Source organism: Paraburkholderia sp. BR10923 (assembly GCF_040948765.1).
Lineage (GTDB): Bacteria > Pseudomonadota > Gammaproteobacteria > Burkholderiales > Burkholderiaceae > Paraburkholderia > Paraburkholderia youngii.
In genome coordinates this window covers 1-18708 of the sequence record NZ_JBFPKO010000018.1, presented here as the reverse complement: position 1 = coordinate 18708, position 18708 = coordinate 1, and the positions used below count along the sequence as shown (strand labels likewise).

At 63.4% G+C, this 18708-nt stretch carries 18 protein-coding genes and 1 pseudogene; 3 read left to right on the top strand and 16 right to left on the bottom strand.

Going from position 1 to position 18708, the window contains the following annotated elements; all coding sequences use genetic code 11:
• Positions 1-35 precede the first annotated feature (35 nt).
• Positions 36-1088 (top strand): serine hydrolase domain-containing protein, encoded by a 1053-nt coding sequence (locus AB3X94_RS27745; RefSeq protein WP_368613261.1) that lies wholly within the window; start codon positions 36-38, stop codon positions 1086-1088.
• A 95-nt stretch (positions 1089-1183) separates the two neighbouring features.
• On the opposite strand, the gene AB3X94_RS27740 is transcribed toward AB3X94_RS27745, so the two are convergent.
• The 4 genes from AB3X94_RS27740 to AB3X94_RS27725 all read right to left on the bottom strand — a co-directional run bounded on the left by AB3X94_RS27740 (position 1184) and on the right by AB3X94_RS27725 (position 5474).
• On the bottom strand, positions 1184-2917 hold the full coding sequence (locus AB3X94_RS27740; RefSeq protein WP_368613260.1) for an IlvD/Edd family dehydratase: 1734 nt from the start codon (positions 2915-2917) through the stop codon (positions 1184-1186).
• Between the two features lie 221 nt (positions 2918-3138).
• Positions 3139-3564, bottom strand: coding sequence for a DUF1801 domain-containing protein (locus tag AB3X94_RS27735; protein ID WP_176107725.1), 426 nt, complete (start codon positions 3562-3564; stop codon positions 3139-3141).
• A 121-nt stretch (positions 3565-3685) separates the two neighbouring features.
• A complete protein-coding gene (locus AB3X94_RS27730; protein ID WP_368613259.1) occupies positions 3686-4540 on the bottom strand; it encodes a lysostaphin resistance A-like protein in 855 nt (284 codons plus the stop codon).
• A 142-nt stretch (positions 4541-4682) separates the two neighbouring features.
• Positions 4683-5474 carry a DUF899 domain-containing protein gene (locus tag AB3X94_RS27725; RefSeq protein WP_368613258.1) on the bottom strand — a complete coding sequence of 264 codons (792 nt, stop codon included), beginning with the start codon at positions 5472-5474 and terminating at the stop codon, positions 4683-4685.
• A 241-nt stretch (positions 5475-5715) separates the two neighbouring features.
• Between AB3X94_RS27725 and AB3X94_RS27720 the strand changes: the two genes are divergently transcribed.
• Positions 5716-6159: a VOC family protein gene (locus AB3X94_RS27720; protein ID WP_368613257.1), complete on the top strand. Its 444-nt coding sequence runs from the start codon at positions 5716-5718 to the stop codon at positions 6157-6159.
• A 55-nt stretch (positions 6160-6214) separates the two neighbouring features.
• On the opposite strand, the gene AB3X94_RS27715 is transcribed toward AB3X94_RS27720, so the two are convergent.
• The 9 genes from AB3X94_RS27715 to AB3X94_RS27675 form a co-directional block, all read right to left on the bottom strand.
• Positions 6215-6592, bottom strand: a complete 378-nt coding sequence (locus tag AB3X94_RS27715) for a BON domain-containing protein (protein WP_368613256.1) — start codon at positions 6590-6592, stop codon at positions 6215-6217.
• A 30-nt stretch (positions 6593-6622) separates the two neighbouring features.
• Positions 6623-7768 (bottom strand): porin, encoded by a 1146-nt coding sequence (locus AB3X94_RS27710; RefSeq protein WP_368613255.1) that lies wholly within the window; start codon positions 7766-7768, stop codon positions 6623-6625.
• Positions 7769-7907: 139 nt separating this feature from the next.
• Positions 7908-9533: a 3-(methylthio)propionyl-CoA ligase gene (locus AB3X94_RS27705; protein ID WP_176107719.1), complete on the bottom strand. Its 1626-nt coding sequence runs from the start codon at positions 9531-9533 to the stop codon at positions 7908-7910.
• Complete coding sequence (locus AB3X94_RS27700) at positions 9521-9898, bottom strand: Rieske (2Fe-2S) protein (protein ID WP_368613335.1); 378 nt, start codon at positions 9896-9898, stop codon at positions 9521-9523. The genes AB3X94_RS27705 and AB3X94_RS27700 overlap by 13 nt, the downstream gene beginning before the upstream one ends.
• 32 nt (positions 9899-9930) lie before the next feature.
• Positions 9931-10497: an RBBP9/YdeN family alpha/beta hydrolase gene (locus AB3X94_RS27695; protein WP_368613254.1), complete on the bottom strand. Its 567-nt coding sequence runs from the start codon at positions 10495-10497 to the stop codon at positions 9931-9933.
• Positions 10498-10515: 18 nt separating this feature from the next.
• Positions 10516-11364 carry a TauD/TfdA family dioxygenase gene (locus AB3X94_RS27690; RefSeq protein ID WP_176107717.1) on the bottom strand — a complete coding sequence of 283 codons (849 nt, stop codon included), beginning with the start codon at positions 11362-11364 and terminating at the stop codon, positions 10516-10518.
• 10 nt (positions 11365-11374) lie between these two features.
• On the bottom strand, positions 11375-12355 hold the full coding sequence (locus AB3X94_RS27685; protein WP_368613253.1) for a quinone oxidoreductase: 981 nt from the start codon (positions 12353-12355) through the stop codon (positions 11375-11377).
• 106 nt (positions 12356-12461) lie between these two features.
• Positions 12462-13784, bottom strand: a complete 1323-nt coding sequence (locus tag AB3X94_RS27680) for an MFS transporter (RefSeq protein ID WP_368613252.1) — start codon at positions 13782-13784, stop codon at positions 12462-12464.
• A 154-nt stretch (positions 13785-13938) separates the two neighbouring features.
• Complete coding sequence (locus tag AB3X94_RS27675) at positions 13939-14994, bottom strand: 3-keto-5-aminohexanoate cleavage protein (protein WP_176107714.1); 1056 nt, start codon at positions 14992-14994, stop codon at positions 13939-13941.
• A 241-nt stretch (positions 14995-15235) separates the two neighbouring features.
• Between AB3X94_RS27675 and AB3X94_RS27670 the strand changes: the two genes are divergently transcribed.
• The gene (locus AB3X94_RS27670; protein ID WP_368613251.1) at positions 15236-16237 is read left to right on the top strand and encodes an AraC family transcriptional regulator; all 1002 of its coding nucleotides are present in this window, start codon (positions 15236-15238) and stop codon (positions 16235-16237) included.
• Between the two features lie 73 nt (positions 16238-16310).
• Here AB3X94_RS27670 and phaC read toward each other — a convergent pair whose 3' ends face one another.
• The 3 genes and pseudogenes from phaC to AB3X94_RS27655 all read right to left on the bottom strand — a co-directional run.
• Positions 16311-18053, bottom strand: coding sequence for a class I poly(R)-hydroxyalkanoic acid synthase (gene phaC, locus AB3X94_RS27665; protein WP_368613250.1), 1743 nt, complete (start codon positions 18051-18053; stop codon positions 16311-16313).
• Between the two features lie 14 nt (positions 18054-18067).
• Positions 18068-18538 carry a MaoC family dehydratase gene (locus AB3X94_RS27660; RefSeq protein ID WP_176107711.1) on the bottom strand — a complete coding sequence of 157 codons (471 nt, stop codon included), beginning with the start codon at positions 18536-18538 and terminating at the stop codon, positions 18068-18070.
• A 24-nt stretch (positions 18539-18562) separates the two neighbouring features.
• Positions 18563-18708: pseudogene (locus AB3X94_RS27655) on the bottom strand (electron transfer flavoprotein subunit alpha/FixB family protein); the annotation flags it as partial.

Sequence of the window (18708 nt, the reverse complement as noted above, 5' to 3'; positions counted from 1 at the left end):
CTGGCGAGCTTCGTCGAACCGACAGGACCTTTTCCATGCAAGACCGTTTGCAACAAGCCGTGCAGTTCGCGGTGGATCATGAATCGCTTTGGGACCGCCACGTGGGTGGCGCGTGGGGTGTGCACGTGAACGACCCGCCGCCATGGAACAAGCTGCTCGGTCCCGTGCATGATCGCGGGCCGGTATCGGGTGCGATCGCCGTCGACGGCCGCGTGCTGACGAGCTGGGGCGAACCGGATCGCGCGGATCTGACCTTCAGCGTCGCAAAGATGTACCTCGCGCTGCTCGCCGGCGTCGCGTACGATCGCGGCCTGTTGCCCGACGTCGATGAGCCGGTGCGCGTGCGCGTGCCCAACATCGGCTTCGACGACGAACACAACGCGCCGATCAGCTGGGCGCATCTGCTGCAGCAAACCAGCGAATGGCGCGGCACCTACTTCGGTTTGTCGGATCAGGCGGATCACTACCGCGCGGTCAATTTCGCCGCGCCGCCCGATGGCAAGAAAGGCGACCCGCGTCCGCTGCAACGGCCGGGCAGCTACTGGGAATACAACGACGTCCGCATCAACCAGTTCTCGCTCGCACTGCTGCATCTGTTCCGTCAGCCGCTGCCCGAGGTGTTTCGCGAAGCGATCATGCGGCCAACTGGCGCGAGCGAAACCTGGCAATGGGTCGGCTACGACGACGCGTGGGTCGAAATCGACGGGCGACGCATGCAGCCGGTGCCGGGCGGCACGCACTGGGGCGGCGGCATGTCGGTGAGCGCGAACGATCAGTTGAAGGTCGCGCAGATGCTGCTCGATGACGGCGTCGCGAACGGCCAGCGCGTGCTGTCGTCCGAATGGATCGCGCGCATGCGTACGCCGTGCGCGATCGCGCCGTTCTATGGCTACCTCGTGTGGCTCAACACCGGTCGCAAGGTGTTCTCGAACGTGCCGGAGTCGAGCTACTTCGGCATCGGCGCGGGAAGTTCGTTCACGTGGGTCGAACCGGAGCGGCGCATGACGGTGGTCGTGCGCTGGCTGAATCCGGCCGCGGCCAACGAGTTCTTCGGGCTTGTGCTCGACGCGGTCGATAACCTCGGCTGATAGCCACCAATCAAAAAAAATGCGGGCGATGCACGAATGCATCGCCCGCATGGTCATGGGTCGAGCCGTTGCCGCTGCAACGGCAGATCAGCGCGTCAGTGCGAATGCCGCGGCACCGCGGAGCCTCGACACCCAACGAGGAAGTCGAGGTCGCAGCCCTCATCGGCCTGCAACACGTGATCGATATACAGGCGCCGGTAGCCGCCACCTTCCGGCGGCTCGGGCGGCACATGCTTCGCGAGACGGCGCTCGAGCTCCGCGTCGCTGATATCGAGGTGCAGCGTGCCCGCGTCACAGTCGAGCTCGATCCAGTCGCCGTCCTGCACCGCGGCGAGCGGGCCGCCGGCCGCCGCTTCCGGCGTCACGTGCAGCACCACGGTACCGTACGCGGTGCCGCTCATGCGCGCATCGGAAATCCGCACCATGTCCTTCACGCCCTGCTTCAGCAGCTTCGGCGGCAGGCCCATGTTGCCGACTTCGGCCATGCCCGGATAACCCTTCGGCCCGCAGTTCTTCATCACCAGCACCGAGTTCGCATCGACCTCGAGCGTTTCGTCGACGATGCGCGACTTGTAGTGCTCGAAGTTCTCGAACACGACCGCGCGTCCGCGATGCTTGAGCAACTCGGGCGTCGCCGCCGACGGCTTCAGCACCGCGCCGCGCGGCGCGAGATTGCCGCGCAGCACGCGAATGCCGCCATCAGCGACGAGCGGCTTGTCGAGCGGACGGATCACTTCGTCGTTGGTGTTGGGCGCATCCTTCACGTTGTCCCACAGCGTCTTGCCGTTGACCGTCAACGCCTCCGGATGCGGCAGCAGGTTCGCTTCACCGAGCCGGCGCAGCACGGCCGGCAGACCGCCCGCGTAATAAAACTCTTCCATCAGGAAACGGCCCGACGGCATCAGGTCGACGATCGTCGGCGTGTCGCGGCCGATGCGCACCCAGTCGTCGAGTTCGAGATCGACACCGATGCGCCCCGCGATCGCCTTCAGATGAATCACCGCATTGGTCGAGCCGCCGATTGCCGCATTGACGCGAATCGCGTTGGTGAACGCCTCGCGCGTGAGGATCTTCGACAGCTTCAGGTCTTCGAGCGCCATCTTGACGATGCGGATGCCCGACATATGCGCGAGCACGTAGCGGCGCGAATCGACCGCGGGAATCGCCGCATTGTGCGGCAGCGACGTGCCGAGCGCCTCGGCCATGCAGGCCATCGTCGACGCGGTGCCCATCGTGTTGCAGGTGCCCGCCGAGCGCGACATGCCCGCCTCGGCCGACAGAAACTGATGCAGATCGATCTCGCCGGCTTTCAGCGATTCGTGCAGCTGCCACACCGCGGTGCCCGAGCCGATGTTCTTGCCGTCGAGCTTGCCGTTCAGCATCGGGCCGCCGGTCACGACGATCGCCGGCACGTCGCAGCTCGCCGCGCCCATCAAGAGAGCGGGGGTCGTCTTGTCGCAGCCGGTCAGCAGCACCACCGCGTCGATCGGATTGCCGCGGATCGCTTCCTCGACGTCCATCGCCGCGAGATTGCGCGTGAGCATCGCGGTCGGACGCAGATTCGATTCGCCGTTCGAAAACACCGGGAACTCGACCGGGAAGCCGCCCGCTTCGTAGATGCCGCGCTTCACATGCTCGGCGAGCTTGCGAAAGTGCGCGTTGCACGGTGTCAGCTCGGACCACGTGTTGCAAATACCGATCACAGGGCGCCCGTCGAACTCATGATCCGGGATGCCCTGATTCTTCATCCAGCTTCGATACATGAAGCCGTTCTTGTCAGCCGTGCCGAACCATTCGGCCGAGCGCAATTTCCGCTTTTTTTCCGACATGCTAGGTCCTTGATGCATGCGCCGGGACCCTCACCGGCATATTTGACTGAAGCGGCCCACCCGGCGCCACGGCGCAAGGCTTGCCGCTCAATGTCCAGGGATGGTGAAGTGTACGGAGCGGGTTGATATCTTTCCAATTATATTTTGGGCGATATCGATATCAGTTCTGGTATCAATCCGCCGGCCCTGGCGGCGCGGCCGGCGAGCAGACCGTGCCGGCTTCAGGCGTCGCCGGGCGCCGGCTTACGGCGGGCTTTCGGTAGTGCGCCGCGCATGTTCTTCTTCAGATGACTCTGGTTATAGTCGATCGCGGCGCGGATCAGCGCTTTCAGTGCGCGCTCGTCGACTTTGTCGCTCTCGAAGAAGTCGATCGCGCGCCGCGCGTTGCCTTCGAGGCCCGCGTTGAACAAGCCGTGCGGGTCGGCCAGGCCCGCCCCATGCGCGAAGGTCAGCTTGACCTTACCCTTGTGCGCGTTGGCGACTGCGATCATGCCGTCGCGCGACCAGACCGGACTACCCATCCACTTGAATTCCTCGACGATCGCCGGGTCCGCCGCCAGCACGCATTGACGGATGCGAGCGAAAGTCGCGCCGCGCCAGTCGGTGAGTCCTGCGATCAGTTCGTCGATACGTTCGGATGCGTTCATCGGCGTGTGGCCCTCGTAAGCGGAGAAACGTAGTGGTTGAACCGTCGGGATGCCGCAACGATCCAGTCATTGGTAATCTTCGCCTGGATTCGCGGCCAGCGCACGGCCGATCCACGTCGTTTCACAGTTTGCTCGCGGGCTGCAGCATCGGATACGTGAAGAAGAAAAAGTGGACCACGTTCAGCCCGAAATGTGCGAGCACCGCCGCAGATAATCCGCCGAAGCGATACGCCAGCCCATAGCCGATGCCCGCCACACTTCCGAGCACGATCCACTGCCATCCGCCCGCGCCATGTGCGAGGCCGAACAGCGCGGCCGCCACGCATAGCGCGAGCAGGTCCGCCCTTTTCAAGCGCGCGAACAGTCGCGTCAGACCGCCTTGCAGATAGCCGCGAAACAACGCCTCTTCGGTAAGCGTGACGAGAAAGAGATTGTTCACCAACCACAGCACGCTGTCGGTGGGCCGCTTCGGCGCCCATCCGACGATCCCCAGCGACAACGCAACGGCCATGCAGGCCGCGACCGTGATCAGCCAACCGGCCACGCCGGCGACTATCCACGTGCGCAGCGCGTGCGGCGGCCGAATCCACGGCAAGGCGAGCAGCAGCCAGAAGCCGATCAGCGGCTTGTCGAAATTGAGGTACATCGTGAACGGCACGGCATCCGGCGTGAAATGCACGGGGCCGATCACGCGTGGGTTATGAAAGCCCGGTAGCCAATGCAGGCTGAGCCCGATCGCGAGCGCGACGAACAGCAGATGACCAGCGTATCGAACGTAACGCTGGCGAGCCGGCGACACCGCGTACGCGGCCACGCCGAGCAGCGCAATGGCGACGCTCGCGAAAGGGCCGAGCTGCCCGCTCGCCAACGCCGTGCCGTATCCGATCACGAGCAGGCCGACGCCCAGCCAGCGAAACGTGCTGGCCCACGTCGCCGGCGCGGCGAGGAAAATCGCGATCCACGGTACTGCGAACATAGATAGATTCGAAGTCAGGCTTGCAGTGATTGCTGTCTTTGCGTGCGAGCGTGACTCTAGCATTCAAATACCGCTGGACCGCGAGAACGGCCGTCCCGTACGTTGGCGAACGTCGTTTCTCCGAGTGACGATTCGTCAGGCGCTACTCGTCGTGCTTCCGAAATGCGGCCTCGCCGGCATCCGACACCTCGACCCACTTCGGATCGGGAGCCGCGCCGGGGACGTAAGTGTCGTTCCAGTTCCACCATTTGTACGGCCGGCTCTGTGGGTAGCCCTCCGGCGAATCCTCCCACGTCTCCTGCCGCCCGAGCGCCGTCATGTCGAGGTAGCTCCAGACCGTGCCCATCGCCTCGTCGCCACGCCCGTTAATGAAGTACGTTCGGAACACTCGCTCGCCGTCCCGGATGAACGCGTTGTGGCCGTGCCATTCGTCCACGCCGAAGTCGGCGTCGAAGCTGTCGGTGATCGTGTACCAGGGAATCATCTCCCAGCCCATCCGGGCCTTCAGCCGCGCAATATCGGCTTGCGGTGCGCGGGAAGCGTATACGAGGGTCGTGTCGCGAGCGTGCAAATGCGCAAGGTGGGAGACCTGATCGGCCCCCAGGGAACAGCCAATGCACGCATGCTCTGGCCATCCGTGCACGCCGGGCTCGAAAAAGGCGCGATAGATGACCATCTGACGGCGGCCTTCGAAGAGATCGAGCAGGCTCACTCTGCCTTGCGGCCCGTCGAACGCATACGCTTTTTCCACTGCAAGCCATGGCATCCGACGCCGCTCGGCGGCCAGCGCGTCGCGGGCACGTGTCAAGGCTTTCTCCTTGACGAGCAACTGCTCGCGCGCGGCCTCCCACTCTTGCCGCGACACGACCGGCGGTGTCTTCATCGCAGGCTGTCCATCTTTCCCACTCTTCTCAGGTGACTTGTTCGTCGTCATCGCAACCTCCGGGTTAGAGCGATCTCCTGTGCGTTCGGGTCGGAAGGCGATTCGCTCGCCTTGCATCGCTCGCTGTTGATGAAGGTTCAGTTTACGCCGCCGGTCATCGAGTGATGGGAGTGACAAATGTGACGCGATTCCGGATTCATGGTCGGCCAAACCCGGCTGTCGATTTCTAATGTAATCTGCCGCAACGACCATGACGTCCCAGGAATCATTCGCCCACCACCTGGAGGTGACGATGAGCGCGATCCATGAGGTCTACCCCTATCTGCGTGTGCGCAATGCCGCGCAGGCGATTGAGTTCTACGCACAGGCATTCGGCGGCATCGAACAGTTTCGCCTGACCGAGCCAGGCGGCCGCATCGGTCATGCCGAAGTGAAGATCGGTCCCGCGATCGTGATGCTGTCCGACGAATATCCCGAGCACGACATGCTCGGCCCGAGCGGCGAGAGCCGGCAGGGTGTGCTGCTACATATCCACTGCGACGACGTCGACCAGTTATTCGCACAAGCGGTCAAAGCGGGCGCAACCGTGGTCCTCCCTCTAACCGATCATTTTTATGGCGAGCGCTCGGCGACCGTGCGCGATCCGTTCGGACACGAATGGCAGCTCGGCGCGCAGATCGAAGCGCTCACGCCTGAAGAGATGCAGCGCCGTTACACGGCGCTGTTCGACCGCTAGTGGGTTATTGTAGTGAGCTCCTCGCGCTTTGATTCCCCCGATGCGTGAGCTCTTTTTACTGCCCGCCGAACGGCTTTTGCACGGTAAGCTTGTTGGTCACCGAAGTCACCCCCGGAACGCCCTTCGCGATCTCCGCGACCTGATTGATCTGCGAAGCGTCGGTGACCGTGCCGCTCAGCGTCACCGCGCCGCCTTTTGCGATGACGCTGATATTGCCGGCGCTGATCTCCTTGTGCTTGCCGATCGCGGCATACACCTGCCGACGCAGCGCGCGATTCGCTTGCCTCGGGCTGGCGGGAGCGGCCGCGCTACCTGACATCGCGGGCGCGCCCGAAGCTGCGCTGGACGTCTGACCCGACTGCGACCATGCGCTGCTCGACGCGGCCAGAATCAATGCGGCAATCGCCAGCGCGCGTGCCTGAATGCTTTTCATCGAATACTCCAGTTGTTATAGGTGACGTAATCAGAAGTTATGGCGGATGCCGACCATAGCCGCCGTGGTGGACACGCCGGGCGCAACCGGGGCGCCATAGATGATGGTCTGGTTCATGGTCCCCTTGTTGGCCACATAACCCACCTGCGCGTAAGCCTTGGTGCGCTGGGACAGGTTGTATTCCGCGCCCACCGCGAATTCGCTCGAATGGTTCGCCGAGTTGTTCTTGTCTTTCAGGTAGTAGTACCCGGACGTGACCTTGAAACGCGGATTGAACTGGTAGCCAAGACCCCCCGAAATCATTTCGAAGTCCGCGGTGTTGCTATGCGCCGGGTTCTTGCCGGCGCCATACGAGGCCGACACCGAAATTCCGGCGATCGTGTACATCGCACCGAAATAGTAGAAACGGTTGTTCGCCAGCCCGGTCGCAGGGATGGCGGGTGCCGCCGGGTACGTGATCGGGAACGGGTTGGTATCGTGGCCGTTGTAATACACCGCGGACAGATTCAAACCGTAGTTCGAATACCTGGCCACGGCCGACTCGCGCGTGCCGCCCTGGAAATGACCGGCGACGCCGCCCGGTGCGTACTCGAGCGCAAGTGACGCGCCGTGGAATTTCGGCGAGTTATAGACGAGCGCGTTGCTGTCGTACAGCGCGCCGATCGGCGCGTTCGTGCTCGTACCCGGCCAGCCGGCCGCCTGATTGATGCCCAGCCACGCGGTCAGAATACTGCCGAAATACTGCGCGCCGCGCACGTCGGTTTCCGCCATCGCGTAGATCATCGGGATGATCTGCCGGCCGGCGTCGAAGGTGCCGAAGGGTCCGGACACGCCGATCGTCGCGAACTGGTTGAAGATCGCGGTGGTGCCCGGAGTATCGGACAGGCCGAACTTGCCGTTCGTGGAGTTGAATACGCCCTGCAGCTTGAAATTGATCTTGTAGCCGCCGCCGATGTCTTCGCTGCCTTTCAACCCCCAGAAGCTCGCATAGATGCCGCCGTCCTTCAGCTGATAAATCTTGCCCGTGTTCGGCGCGTGCGGCAGGAAGGTGACCGCCGAAGTGCTCTGATACAGGAAACCCGTATCGATCACGCCATAGAGCGTCACTGACGACTGCGCGTGAGCTGCGGTGGCGAAAATGGCCAACGCGATAGCGCTGCTTGACTTCAACTTCATTGCGTCTCCTTCGCGTACCGGCGGTGGCGCAAAAGCCCATGCTGCGGTCGCTTCAAATGATTGGTGATTTTGTGTGCGCCCGGGCGTGACCGGCCGCATTGTTGCGTGAATCGAACCGCGTCGCCGCGCAAGCCGTGCGTCAGGGCAAGTAATAATTCCCGTATTGATCGCGTAACTGGTTCTTCAGCACCTTGCCGGTTGCGCCGATAGGCACCATGTCGACGAACACCACGGCATCGGGGGTCCACCAGCGCGCGACCCGGCCGTTGAAGAAGGACAGCAGTTCGTCGCCGGCCAGCTCGCTGCCCGGCTTTTTCACGACCAGCAGCAGCGGCCGTTCGTCCCACTTCGGATGCCGCGCGGCGATACACACTGCAGTCGAGACTTCCGGATGCAGATACGCGACGTTTTCGATGGCCGCCGAACTGATCCATTCGCCGCCCGACTTGATCACATCCTTGCTGCGATCGGTGATCTGCATGAAGCCGAGCCGATCGATCGTCGCGATGTCGCCGGTCGGAAACCAGCCGTCGCACAGCGGCGACTCGACGTCGGCGCCGAAGTACTGTTGCGTGACCCAGTGGCCGCGCACCTGCAGATCGCCAGCGCTCTCGCCGTCCCACGGCAATTCATTGCCGTGCGAGCCGACGATCCGCATGTCGATGCCGAACAGCGCACGTCCCTGCTTCGCCTGCACCCTGTATTGCTCGTCCATCGGCAGCGACTGCTGATGCGCCTTGAAGCTGCAGACCGTGCCGATCGGGCTCAATTCGGTCATGCCCCACGCGTGCAGCACCTCGACCCGATGGCGCTTCTGGAACGCCTCGGTCATCGCGGTTGGACACGGCGCGCCGCCGATCACCGTGCGCCGCATCGACGAGAAGGTGCCGCCCATCGCATCGACATGCGCGAGGAGTCCCTGCCACACGGTCGGCACGCCGGCCGACAGCGTCACGTGTTCCGTCTCGATCAGTTCATAGAGCGACTTGCCGTCGAGCGCGGGCCCCGGAAACACCAGCTTCGCGCCGACCATGCAGGCGATGTAGGGCAGTCCCCACGCGTTCACATGGAACATCGGTACGACCGGCAGAATCACGTCGCGCGCGGAACAGTTCAGCGCATCGGGCAGCGCTGCCGCGTAGGTGTGCAGCACGGTAGAGCGATGGCTGTACAGCACGCCCTTCGGATTGCCGGTGGTGCCCGACGTGTAGCACAGCGACGACGCGCTGTTTTCGTCGAGCAGCGGCCATTCGAAGACGTCGTCGTGCAGCTCCAGCAGATCTTCGTAGCACATCAGCATGCCGTCCAGCTCGTTCGCTTTCGGCATGTGCGCGCGATCGGTCAACGCCACGAATACCTTCGGGCTCTTCACCCGGGGCGCGACGCTCTCGATCAGCGGCAGAAACGTCAGGTCGAAGAACACCACACGATCTTGCGCATGCTCGATGATGTATTCGAGCTGGTCGACGTGCAGTCGCGGGTTCAGCGTATGCAGCACGGACCCGGAGCCCGATACCGCGAAATACAGCTCCATGTGGCGATAGCCGTTCCACGCGAGCGTCGCGACGCGCTCGCCCTGGCCGACGCCGAGCGTTGCCAGTGCGTTGGCCATGCGGCGCGCGCGCTGCGCGAGGTGCCGATACGAATAACGATGGACGTCTCCTTCCACGCGTCGCGACACGATTTCCTGTTCGCCGTGATGGCGCTCCGCGTGCGTGAGCAGCGCGGACACCAGCAGCGACTGCTGCATCATCAAGCCTTGCATCTTTCCGTCTCCTGACTGGTTGTGGCGTCTCGCTCATGCGAGGACGTCGCATTCGGCTCGTCGAGACTCACCACCACCTTTGAATTCATTATTTCGACCGGGAAGGTCGTCACAGTCAATCCGCCTGTTCCCGCCATGCAGCCCGTGCGCACGTCGAAGCGCAGACCGTGCGCCGGACAGCGCAACATGCAACCTTCCAGCTGGCCGCTCGAAAGCGCGGCCCCGTTGTGCGGACAGGTGTTGTCGATGGCGTGAAGCGTGCCTGCGATGTTGAACAGCACGATGCTGCGGCCATCGATGAAGGCCAGCTTGCGCTGGCCCGGCGCGAGTTCGCCGGCGACCCCCACCACGATCCGACGCGACATTTCAGGCTCCTTGTGATCCGACGCTAGCCGCGTCACATCAGCACCAGCCGGCGAATCAATGTCTCCGCCATCGGCCATTCGCCAAAGCCCGAAGCGGGATTGAGGTGCCCGACTTCGCCGAGATCGACGAGGCGGCTGCCCCAGTCCTGCGCCATGTCCTGCACCCGCTCGAACCGTGCGAGCGGATCGTTGCGGCTCGCGCCGACGATGCTCGGAAACGGCAGACGCTTGCGCGGAATCGGCAGCCAGCCGTTCTGCTCGAGCGTATCCAGCTCCGGATAGCCCGCCGGCAGCGGCGTCTCGAAGTCCGCGGGCGCCGCGAGCAGCGCGCCGTGAATCTCGCGCTTGTGCTGCGCCGCCCAATGCACGGTGATCATCACGCCCGCGCTATGCGCGACCAGAATGACCGGGCCGTCGATTCTCGCGAGCGCGGCATCGAGCGCCGCAACCCGTGCCGCGCAACTGAGCTTGTCGTGTTCGAGCGGCGGCACCGACAGCGCTTTCGGCAGCCGTTGCTGCAACAGGGTTTGCCAATGCTCGGCGACGTGGTCGCGCAGACCCGGGACCATCAGAATGGTCGGTTTCAATTCGTAATTCATGGGAAGCTACTTGCTGGTTCAGTACGGCTTGTCGCCGATGATGCCGGCGCGTTCCATCTTGCGATGACACGGCGGGTAGTCCATCACCGCATAGTGCTGCGTGCTGCGGTTGTCCCAGATCGCGATGCTGTTCTTCTGCCAGCGCCAGCGCACCTGGTACTCGGGGATGTACGCCTGGCTGATCAGATAGCGCAGCAGATCGCCCGCTCCCGGATTCGCGTCCTGACCGAAGCGCACCCGCTCCGGCGTATGAAAGTTCGTGAAATGGCTCGTGAAAGCGCTCACGAACAGCACCTTCTCTTCCGTTTCCGGATGCGTGCGCACGACCGGATGCTCCGCGTCCGGAAACTGCGCCTTCAGCGCCAGACGCTTTTCGATCGGCATCGCGGCACCGAAGCTCGCCTCGATGCTGTGGCGCGCGCGCAGGTCCGCGATCTGCGCCTTCACGTACGCCGGCAGATTTTCGTAGGCGAGGACCATGTTCGCCCACATCGTGTCGCCGCCGACGGGCGGACACTCGACACAGCGCAGCACCGCACCGAACTGCGGCTTTTCGCGCCACGTGGCATCGGCATGCCAAGCGTTTTCGTAACGGTCGTTGGGCTGGTCCGGGGTCTTGTAGATACGCACGAGGCCCGGATTTTGCGGATCGCTGCCCGCGACCGGATGGTCTTCCAGTTCGCCGAAGCGGCGCGCGAACGCCACGTGTTCGGCGCGCGTGATGTCCTGGTCGCGCAGGAACAGCACCCGGTGCTTCAGCAGCGCGGAGCGGATCTGGGCAAACAGGCCATCGTCGTAGATGGCGTGGGCAAGATTCACCCCTGTCAGCTCGGCGCCGATCGAGTACGTCAGTTGTTCGACTCGCATGGCTCGCTCCTTAGATAACGAAGACCGACGAACCCGTCGTCTTGCGCGATTCCAGATCACGATGCGCTTGCGCCGCGTCCTCGAGCGCATAGCGCTGATTCAACTCGATCTTGATGCGGCCCGAGGCGATGAGCCCGAAGATGTCCCGGGCCAGCTCGTCCTTCTCGGCCGGATCGGCGATGTAGTCAGCCAGAGCCGGGCGGGTCAGATACAGCGAGCCTTTCATTGCCAGCAACTGCGGATTGAACGGCGGGATCGGGCCGGAGGCCGTGCCGACGCAAACCAGCAGACCGCGACGTTTCAGCGAGTCGAGCGAAGCCTCGAAGGTGTCCTTGCCGACGCTGTCGAACACGACATTCACGCCGACGCCATCGGTCAGTTCGCGTACGCGCTTCGCGACATCTTCGCGGCTGTAGTTGATGATGTGATCGCAGCCGTGCGCACGGGCCACCTCGCCCTTGGCCTCGCTCGACACCGTGCCGATCACGGTGAGACCCAGCAGCTTCGCCCACTGCGAAACGATCAGGCCGACACCGCCGGCGGCGGCATGCAGAAGGATCGTGTCGCCCACCTTGAAGGCGTGAATGCGGCGCATCAGGTACGCGGCGGTCAGGCCGCGCATGGTCATGCCGGCAGCCGTTTCGCAGTCGATCGCATCGGGCAGCCGGATCAGCGGCGCGGCCGGAATCAGGCGTTCGGTGCTGTACGCGCCGAGCGTGTTGATGAAGCCCGTGTAGGTCACACGATCACCCACCGCGACGTTCGTGACGTCGGGGCCCACGGCCTCGACCACGCCCGCGGCCTCCACGCCCATTCCCGCGGGCAGCGGCACCGGATACAGGCCGCTGCGAAAGTACGTATCGGCGAAATTGAGTCCCACGGCCTGATGGCGCAGGCGAACCTGACCGGGACCCGGGTTGCCCACTTCGACGTCCTCGTAGCGCAGGACCTCGGGACCACCGGTTTCATGAAAGCGCACTGCCTTTGCCATGTTGACTCTCCAATTCTTTACTTGATCTGCACTTCGCAGAGTTCGTTGCGCCCGAGGCGCATCACAGGTTCTGTTGTCCGCGCCGTCCGCGCGGCACCATCCGATGTCAGCGTGCGGCTTGCTCGCGCAGCGTGTTGAGCCGATCGAGATCGCCGGAGTAGTTCCGTTTGCCGATCATGAATGCGGCGGCTGCGACGAGCGGTGCGAACGGCACCAGTTGCAACGCGCCCAGCAGACCGATCCGGTCGGCGATGATTCCCGTCAGAACAGCCGCCGGCGCGAGGCCCAGCAGGTTGTTCGCGAGCGTCAGCGTCGCAAACGCCGAGGCGTGAATGGTCGGCGGCGTCAGGTTCGCCACCATCGCACCCGACGGGCCGCTCGCACCGGCGCAGAAGAACATGCCGGCGCCGATCACGACCAGCTGCCACCGCCCCGCCGGCATGTGGAAGCCGATCGCGAGCAGGACGAAACAGGCAAGGCAGAAGGCGATCGCGGCGCTCCACTTACGTTCGCGCACGTTCTTGCTGAGCCGGTCGGCGAGATTTCCGCACACCACCATGCCCACCCCGGTCACCAGCACGAATACCGCCGCGCACATCGCAGCCTTGCCGGTGGCCATGCCGTAATAGCGATTCAGGAAGCTCGGCATCCACGCCCACACAGCGGCGGGAACCATCAGATGCAGACCGCTGCCCACATAGGCGCACACCACGGACTTCGTCGAAAACAAGCCCTTCATCAGCTCGCGCAGGCTCATGCGCATGCCGCGCGTTTGCGTCTGCTTCGTCACGCTCGCCGGCTGCAGCGGCGCAAGACGCTTTTCGGTGACGACGAGGCGGTAGATCACGACCAGCACGATCCCCATCGCGGCCATCGCGCCGAATGCCGAACGCCAGCCGAGGTGAGCCGCCACCGCGCCACCGAGCGCCATGCCCAGCACCGAGCCGAACGCGCCGCCCGCCATGAAGGTGCCGGTCAGCGTGGAGCGCAGCCGCACCGGGAAGATGCTCAGGACAACTGCGATACCGACACTGCCATAAGCCGCTTCGCCGATCCCGACGAAGGCACGCGCCAGCAGCAACTGCCCATAGTTGGCCGAGATCGCGCAGCCCACCGTCGCGAGACTCCACATCGCCGCCATCAGCACGATGCTCTTCACGCGGCCCCAGCGGTCGGCCAGCACCGAGAGCGGGAACGTGAGCACACCGACCATCAGCGCGACCACGCTGCTGAGCGAACCCAGCTGCGCATCGGACAAATTCCATGCCGCCTTGAGCGGCGGAAACACGGCATTCAACACCTGCCGCGACATATAGTCGGAAAGCAGCAATCCGACCGTCAACGCAAACACCACCCACGCATAAGCGCGCACATCCGTCTTTGCTGCCGAAACTTCGCCCGCCGTGGGCGCTGCATGCTGAACGAGCATGGTTAGTCTCCTTCCACGCTGACTCCGTGGCGGCCGCCTTGCCCGCCTGGGCCGACGACCTGTTATGGATTCAGCTATCTGCTCCCGCTATTCAGCGGGAGCGTTACCCATGAAGCCCGGCCTCGGCCAACGCGTCGGCCCGGACTTCCGGCATTCACGCCGCGCGAAGCGGCAGGTTCCTGACGCCGGCCTGGCGGTTCGGCGCCATCCCGTTGGCGCTGAGCGTTTCTTCGACCGTCTCGTACTGCACACCAATACGATAGATCTCGCGCGCTTCTTTACCAGTGGCGATTTCGCGGCCCAGTTCGCGCGCGACGCGCACGCACTGCTCGATCTGCTGCACCGACGTGAAGCGCTTACCGTGCTGATCGATGATCGTGTCCTCGATGCCGCAGCGCGGATGCAGGCCCATCGACATCGCCATCATGTTGAACGGCAGCACGTTCTTCAGCAGCGACTCGGCGGTGACCGTGGAGCCATCCGGCGCGCGATGCACGAAGTTGAAGAAGTTGAACGGGTTGGGGCCGTCGAAGCCGCCACCGATGCCGATCCACGTCAGGTTCAGCGGGCCCTTGTAGACGCCCTTGCGCACGAGGCGCTCGAGCGTTTCGAGCGCGTGAATGCCGGTGAGCTGAAAGTGCGGCTGGATGCCCGAAGCCTGCAGGCGGCGCAGATGCTCCTCGACCCATGCGGGACCGGCCGGAACCGTCATTTCGCTGTAGGCGGCCATGAACGCGGGGTTGGAAAGCGAGGTGCCCGCCAGATACTCGGGATAGAGCAACTCCATGATGTTCATCTGCGTGGTATTGATCGCGACCGTCACCTGATCGGGCTTCGGATCGAGCTCGGCCAGCATATGGCGCGTATCGTCGGACAGCCACTTCGCGGCCTGTCCGTCGTCTTCCGGTGCGAACGAGATCGAGCCGCCGACCTGAATGATCATGTCGGGCACAGCGGTACGCACACCCGCGATCAGTTCATTGAACTTCGACAGCCGCTTCGAGCCCTTGCCGTCCAGTTCGCGCACGTGCAGGTGCAGTACCGTGGCGCCGGCGTTGTAGCAATCGACGGCCTTCTGGATCTGCTGGTCCATCGTCACGGGGATGTCTTCCGGGAAGTCCGCGGGCATCCATTCCGGGCCGTACGGCGCAGTGGTGATGACTACCTTGTCCTGATTCTCGGGGTGCAGCGAATCGTCGAGAAATTGCATTTGATTGCCTCCATCCAGTTGTGAGTGACGGTGTTCCGCTATCGCGAGGTCGCATGAAAATTCGCTGGAACACATCGAACGACATGTGCACACGATACGGGAATCAAGCGCTACACTTTTATGATTGGACGCCATCCTTTTAGCGATTCGTGCCACTGCGCGTTAACACCAATAATTGCGCGAAGCAAGCGTTTAATGACCAGAAAAAGACTCAGCGTTTGAATCGTCCGGAGAAACTACGATGGAAACGATGGTGACGTCGGTAGCCATGAGCGGTTATTTCGAGGTGGCGCGACGGCTTGGACTGAACCCGGTCGAACTCGCGAAACAGGCCGGCATCGATGCCGGCGCGCTCGCGAATCCGGACGATCGCGTATCGGCCACCGCCTGTTGCCGGCTGCTCGAAATGACGGCCGAGAAGGCGTCGTGCCCGACCCTCGCGCTGCAAATGGCGGAAACGCGGCAGACCTTCGGCAGCGGCGTGATCAATGTCCTGCTCGCGCACAAGCGCACGCTGCGCGAAGTGTTGCTGGCCGCGGCCGAATACCGTCATCTGCTCAACGAAGCGCTGGCGGTGTACGTCGAGGACGCGGATAAAACGGTCACCATTCGGGAGGAACTCGTCGTCGAACCGGGTACCCCAACGAAGCAGGCGATCGAACTGGCACTCGGCGTCCTCGCGCGGCACTCCAGCGCTCTGCTCGGCAAGTTCTGGAAACCGCGAGAGCTCCACTTCACACACCCCGCACCAGCGGACCTGACGTTTCATCGACGCTTCTTCGGCTGTCCAGTGATGTTCGGCAGCGACTTCAACGGCTTCGTCTGCGCGAGCGCCGATCTCGACTACCCGAATCCGCTGGCCGATCCTGAACTCGTGCGCTATGCGGAAAGCCTCGCCTCGCCCAAGAACGCGAGCGCCGCGGAATCGGCCGCGCTGGAAGTGCGCAAGGCGATCTACCTGCTGCTGCCGCTCGAGCAGGCGAACGCCGAGCTGGTTGCACGTTATTTGCATCTGAGCGTGCGCACCATGCAACGGCAGTTGAGTTCGGCCGGCACCAGCTTTTCGGATCAGGTCGAGGAAGTCCGCGGCGAACTCGCGGTGCGCTACATGAGCAATCCCACCTACCCGATCGGACGGGTCTCGGCGCTGCTCGGCTACGCGCAACAGGGATCGTTCACGAACTGGTTCGTGTCGCGCTTCCACATGACGCCGCGCGACTGGCGCGCGAGCCATGCGAAGTGACGACGAAAAAAAACGGAGTGCGATGCACTGAACATCACACTCCGTCGTTGCCGCACACGCTATCGCGATCCGCTCATGCGGCGCGAAGCTTCACGTAGCGGCCCGGTGCGCTCTCGATAGCTTTGTACTTCCTATTGCCGAGCCTGGTGCGCGCTTCGACCTGCTCTCCGGAATGCTGCTTGACCCATTCGATCCAGTGATTCCACCAGCTGCCGCGCTGCTGAACCGACGTCGCGAGCCACTCGTCGGCGTTCTCGTTGCAGGTATCGTTGGTCCGGTAGCTGCGCCTGTTCTTCGACGCCGGATTGATCACACCCGCGATATGGCCGCTTGCCCCGAGCACGAACTCGGTTCGACCACCCAGTAGCTGCGTCGACTGATAGGCGGATCGCCACGGCACGATGTGATCTTCCTCGGCCGCCATCAGATAGCTTGGGATATCGACGTTGCCGAGATCCACCGGCGTGTTGCAGAACGTCAGTTTGTTCGGCACGCGCAGACTGTTTTCGAGGTACATGTTGCGCAGATAGAAGCTGTACATCGGACCGGGCAGATTGGTCGTGTCCGCGTTCCAGTACAGCAGATCGAACGCGGTTGGGGTTTTGCCTTTCAGGTAGTTGTTCACGACGTACGGCCAGATCAGATCGTTGGCACGCAGCGCCTGAAATACGAAGCCGAGTTCGCGGCCCGGATAAAGGCCGCCGCGGCCGATCGTATGCTCGCGCATCGCCACGCCCTGCTCATCGATGAACACGCCGAGATCGCCCGGATCGGTGAAGTCGAGCAGTGCCGTCAACAGTGTCAGGCTCGCCACCGAGTCGTCGCCGTTCGCACGCATGACCGCCAGCGCCGACGACAGCATCGTGCCGCCCACACACCAGCCCAATGCATTGACCCGGCCGGCCCGGCTAATCTCACGCGCCACCTTGAGCGCCTGCATCACGCCGTCCTCGAGGTAGGCGTCCCACGTGGTCTGCGCCATGTCCTGCTGCGGGTTGCGCCACGACACGACGAACACCGTCAGGCCCTGCTCGCAGGCGAAGCGCACAAACGAATTCTCGGGCTGCAGATCCAGAATGTAGAACTTGTTGATGCACGGCGGAACGATCACGAGCGGCCGCGCGGCGACCTTCGAAGTCAGCGGATCGTACTGGATCAGCTGAAACAGATCGTTTTCATAAACCACCGCGCCACTGGACGTGGCGACGCTACGGCCCACTTCGAACGCGCTTCGGTCGGTGATCGAAATAGCGCCGCTGCCCAGATCGTCGAGCAGATGCGTGACGCCCGACAGCAGGCTCGAGCCGCCCGATTCCACTGCCTCCCGGAGGACCTCGGGATTCGTCGCGAGGAAATTCGCGGGGCTGGCGAAGTCGATTAACTGGCGCATGAAAAAGCGCAGCTTGTGCTTGCCCTTTTCGTCGAGCGCGCTTGCCTCGACGAAGTCCGCGAGCGTCCTGGCGTTGATCAGATAGCTCTGTTTCAGAAGGCTGTACCAGCCGTTGCTGGACCAGTCGTCGGCGTGAAAGCGCCGGTCTCCCTGCTCGGGCTCGGCGACCGCCTTCAACTCCGTGCGCCCGCCGATCAATCCGGCGACGGCATCGCTCCACAGTTGCGCCTGCTGTTGCAGGTAGTGGGCGCTCGTGTGGGTCACTGAGCCTCGCGCGAACGGCCCGTCGAAATCGAAGTCCGAGCCGTCGGTGTCAGGCACCGACGCATCGAATTCATCCTTGAGCGGCGAAAACCGCCAGAAATCGAAGCCGGCCTTGACCCAGCCCGTAGAAAATTCTTGTGGCATGCTGAATGGCATTCTCATGGCGGGGCTCGCTATCATGCGTCGCTGACGGCGCAAGCCGCGTCCTCGACGGCACGGTCGCGGCAGCTTGTCGGCATCACCGTGGCGTCGCCTTCGACCACCACCTTGCCGCCGACCGTGCAAACGGTGGACAGCACCACGCGGCGCTTGTCGTGAATCAGTTCCTTGACGGTCACTTCGGCCTGCACGGTGTCGCCGGGCCGGACCGGCGCCTTGAAGCGCAGGTTCTGACCGAGGTAGATCGTGCCCGGGCCGGGCAGTTGCCCCGCGAGCGCCGCGGAGATGATGCTGGCAGTCAGCATGCCGTGAGCGATGCGCCCCTTGAAGGGTGTGGTTTGCGCAAACTGCTCGTTGATGTGAACCGCGTTCATGTCTCCCGACGCGCTCGCGAAGAACAGAATGTCCGCCTCCGTGATGGTCTTGGCGAACCGGGCACTCATACCCGGTTGCAGGTCTTCGAAATCGTATCCGTTAAGCTCGTTCATGATCATTCCGCTTGCTGGGGGCGGTTAGCCGAGCGCCTGCTCGAGTTCCGGCACGATGGTGAACAGATCGCCGACGAGGCCGTAGTCGGCCACGCTGAAGATCGGCGCTTCTTCGTCCTTGTTGATCGCGACGATGACCTTCGAGTCCTTCATGCCCGCGAGGTGCTGGA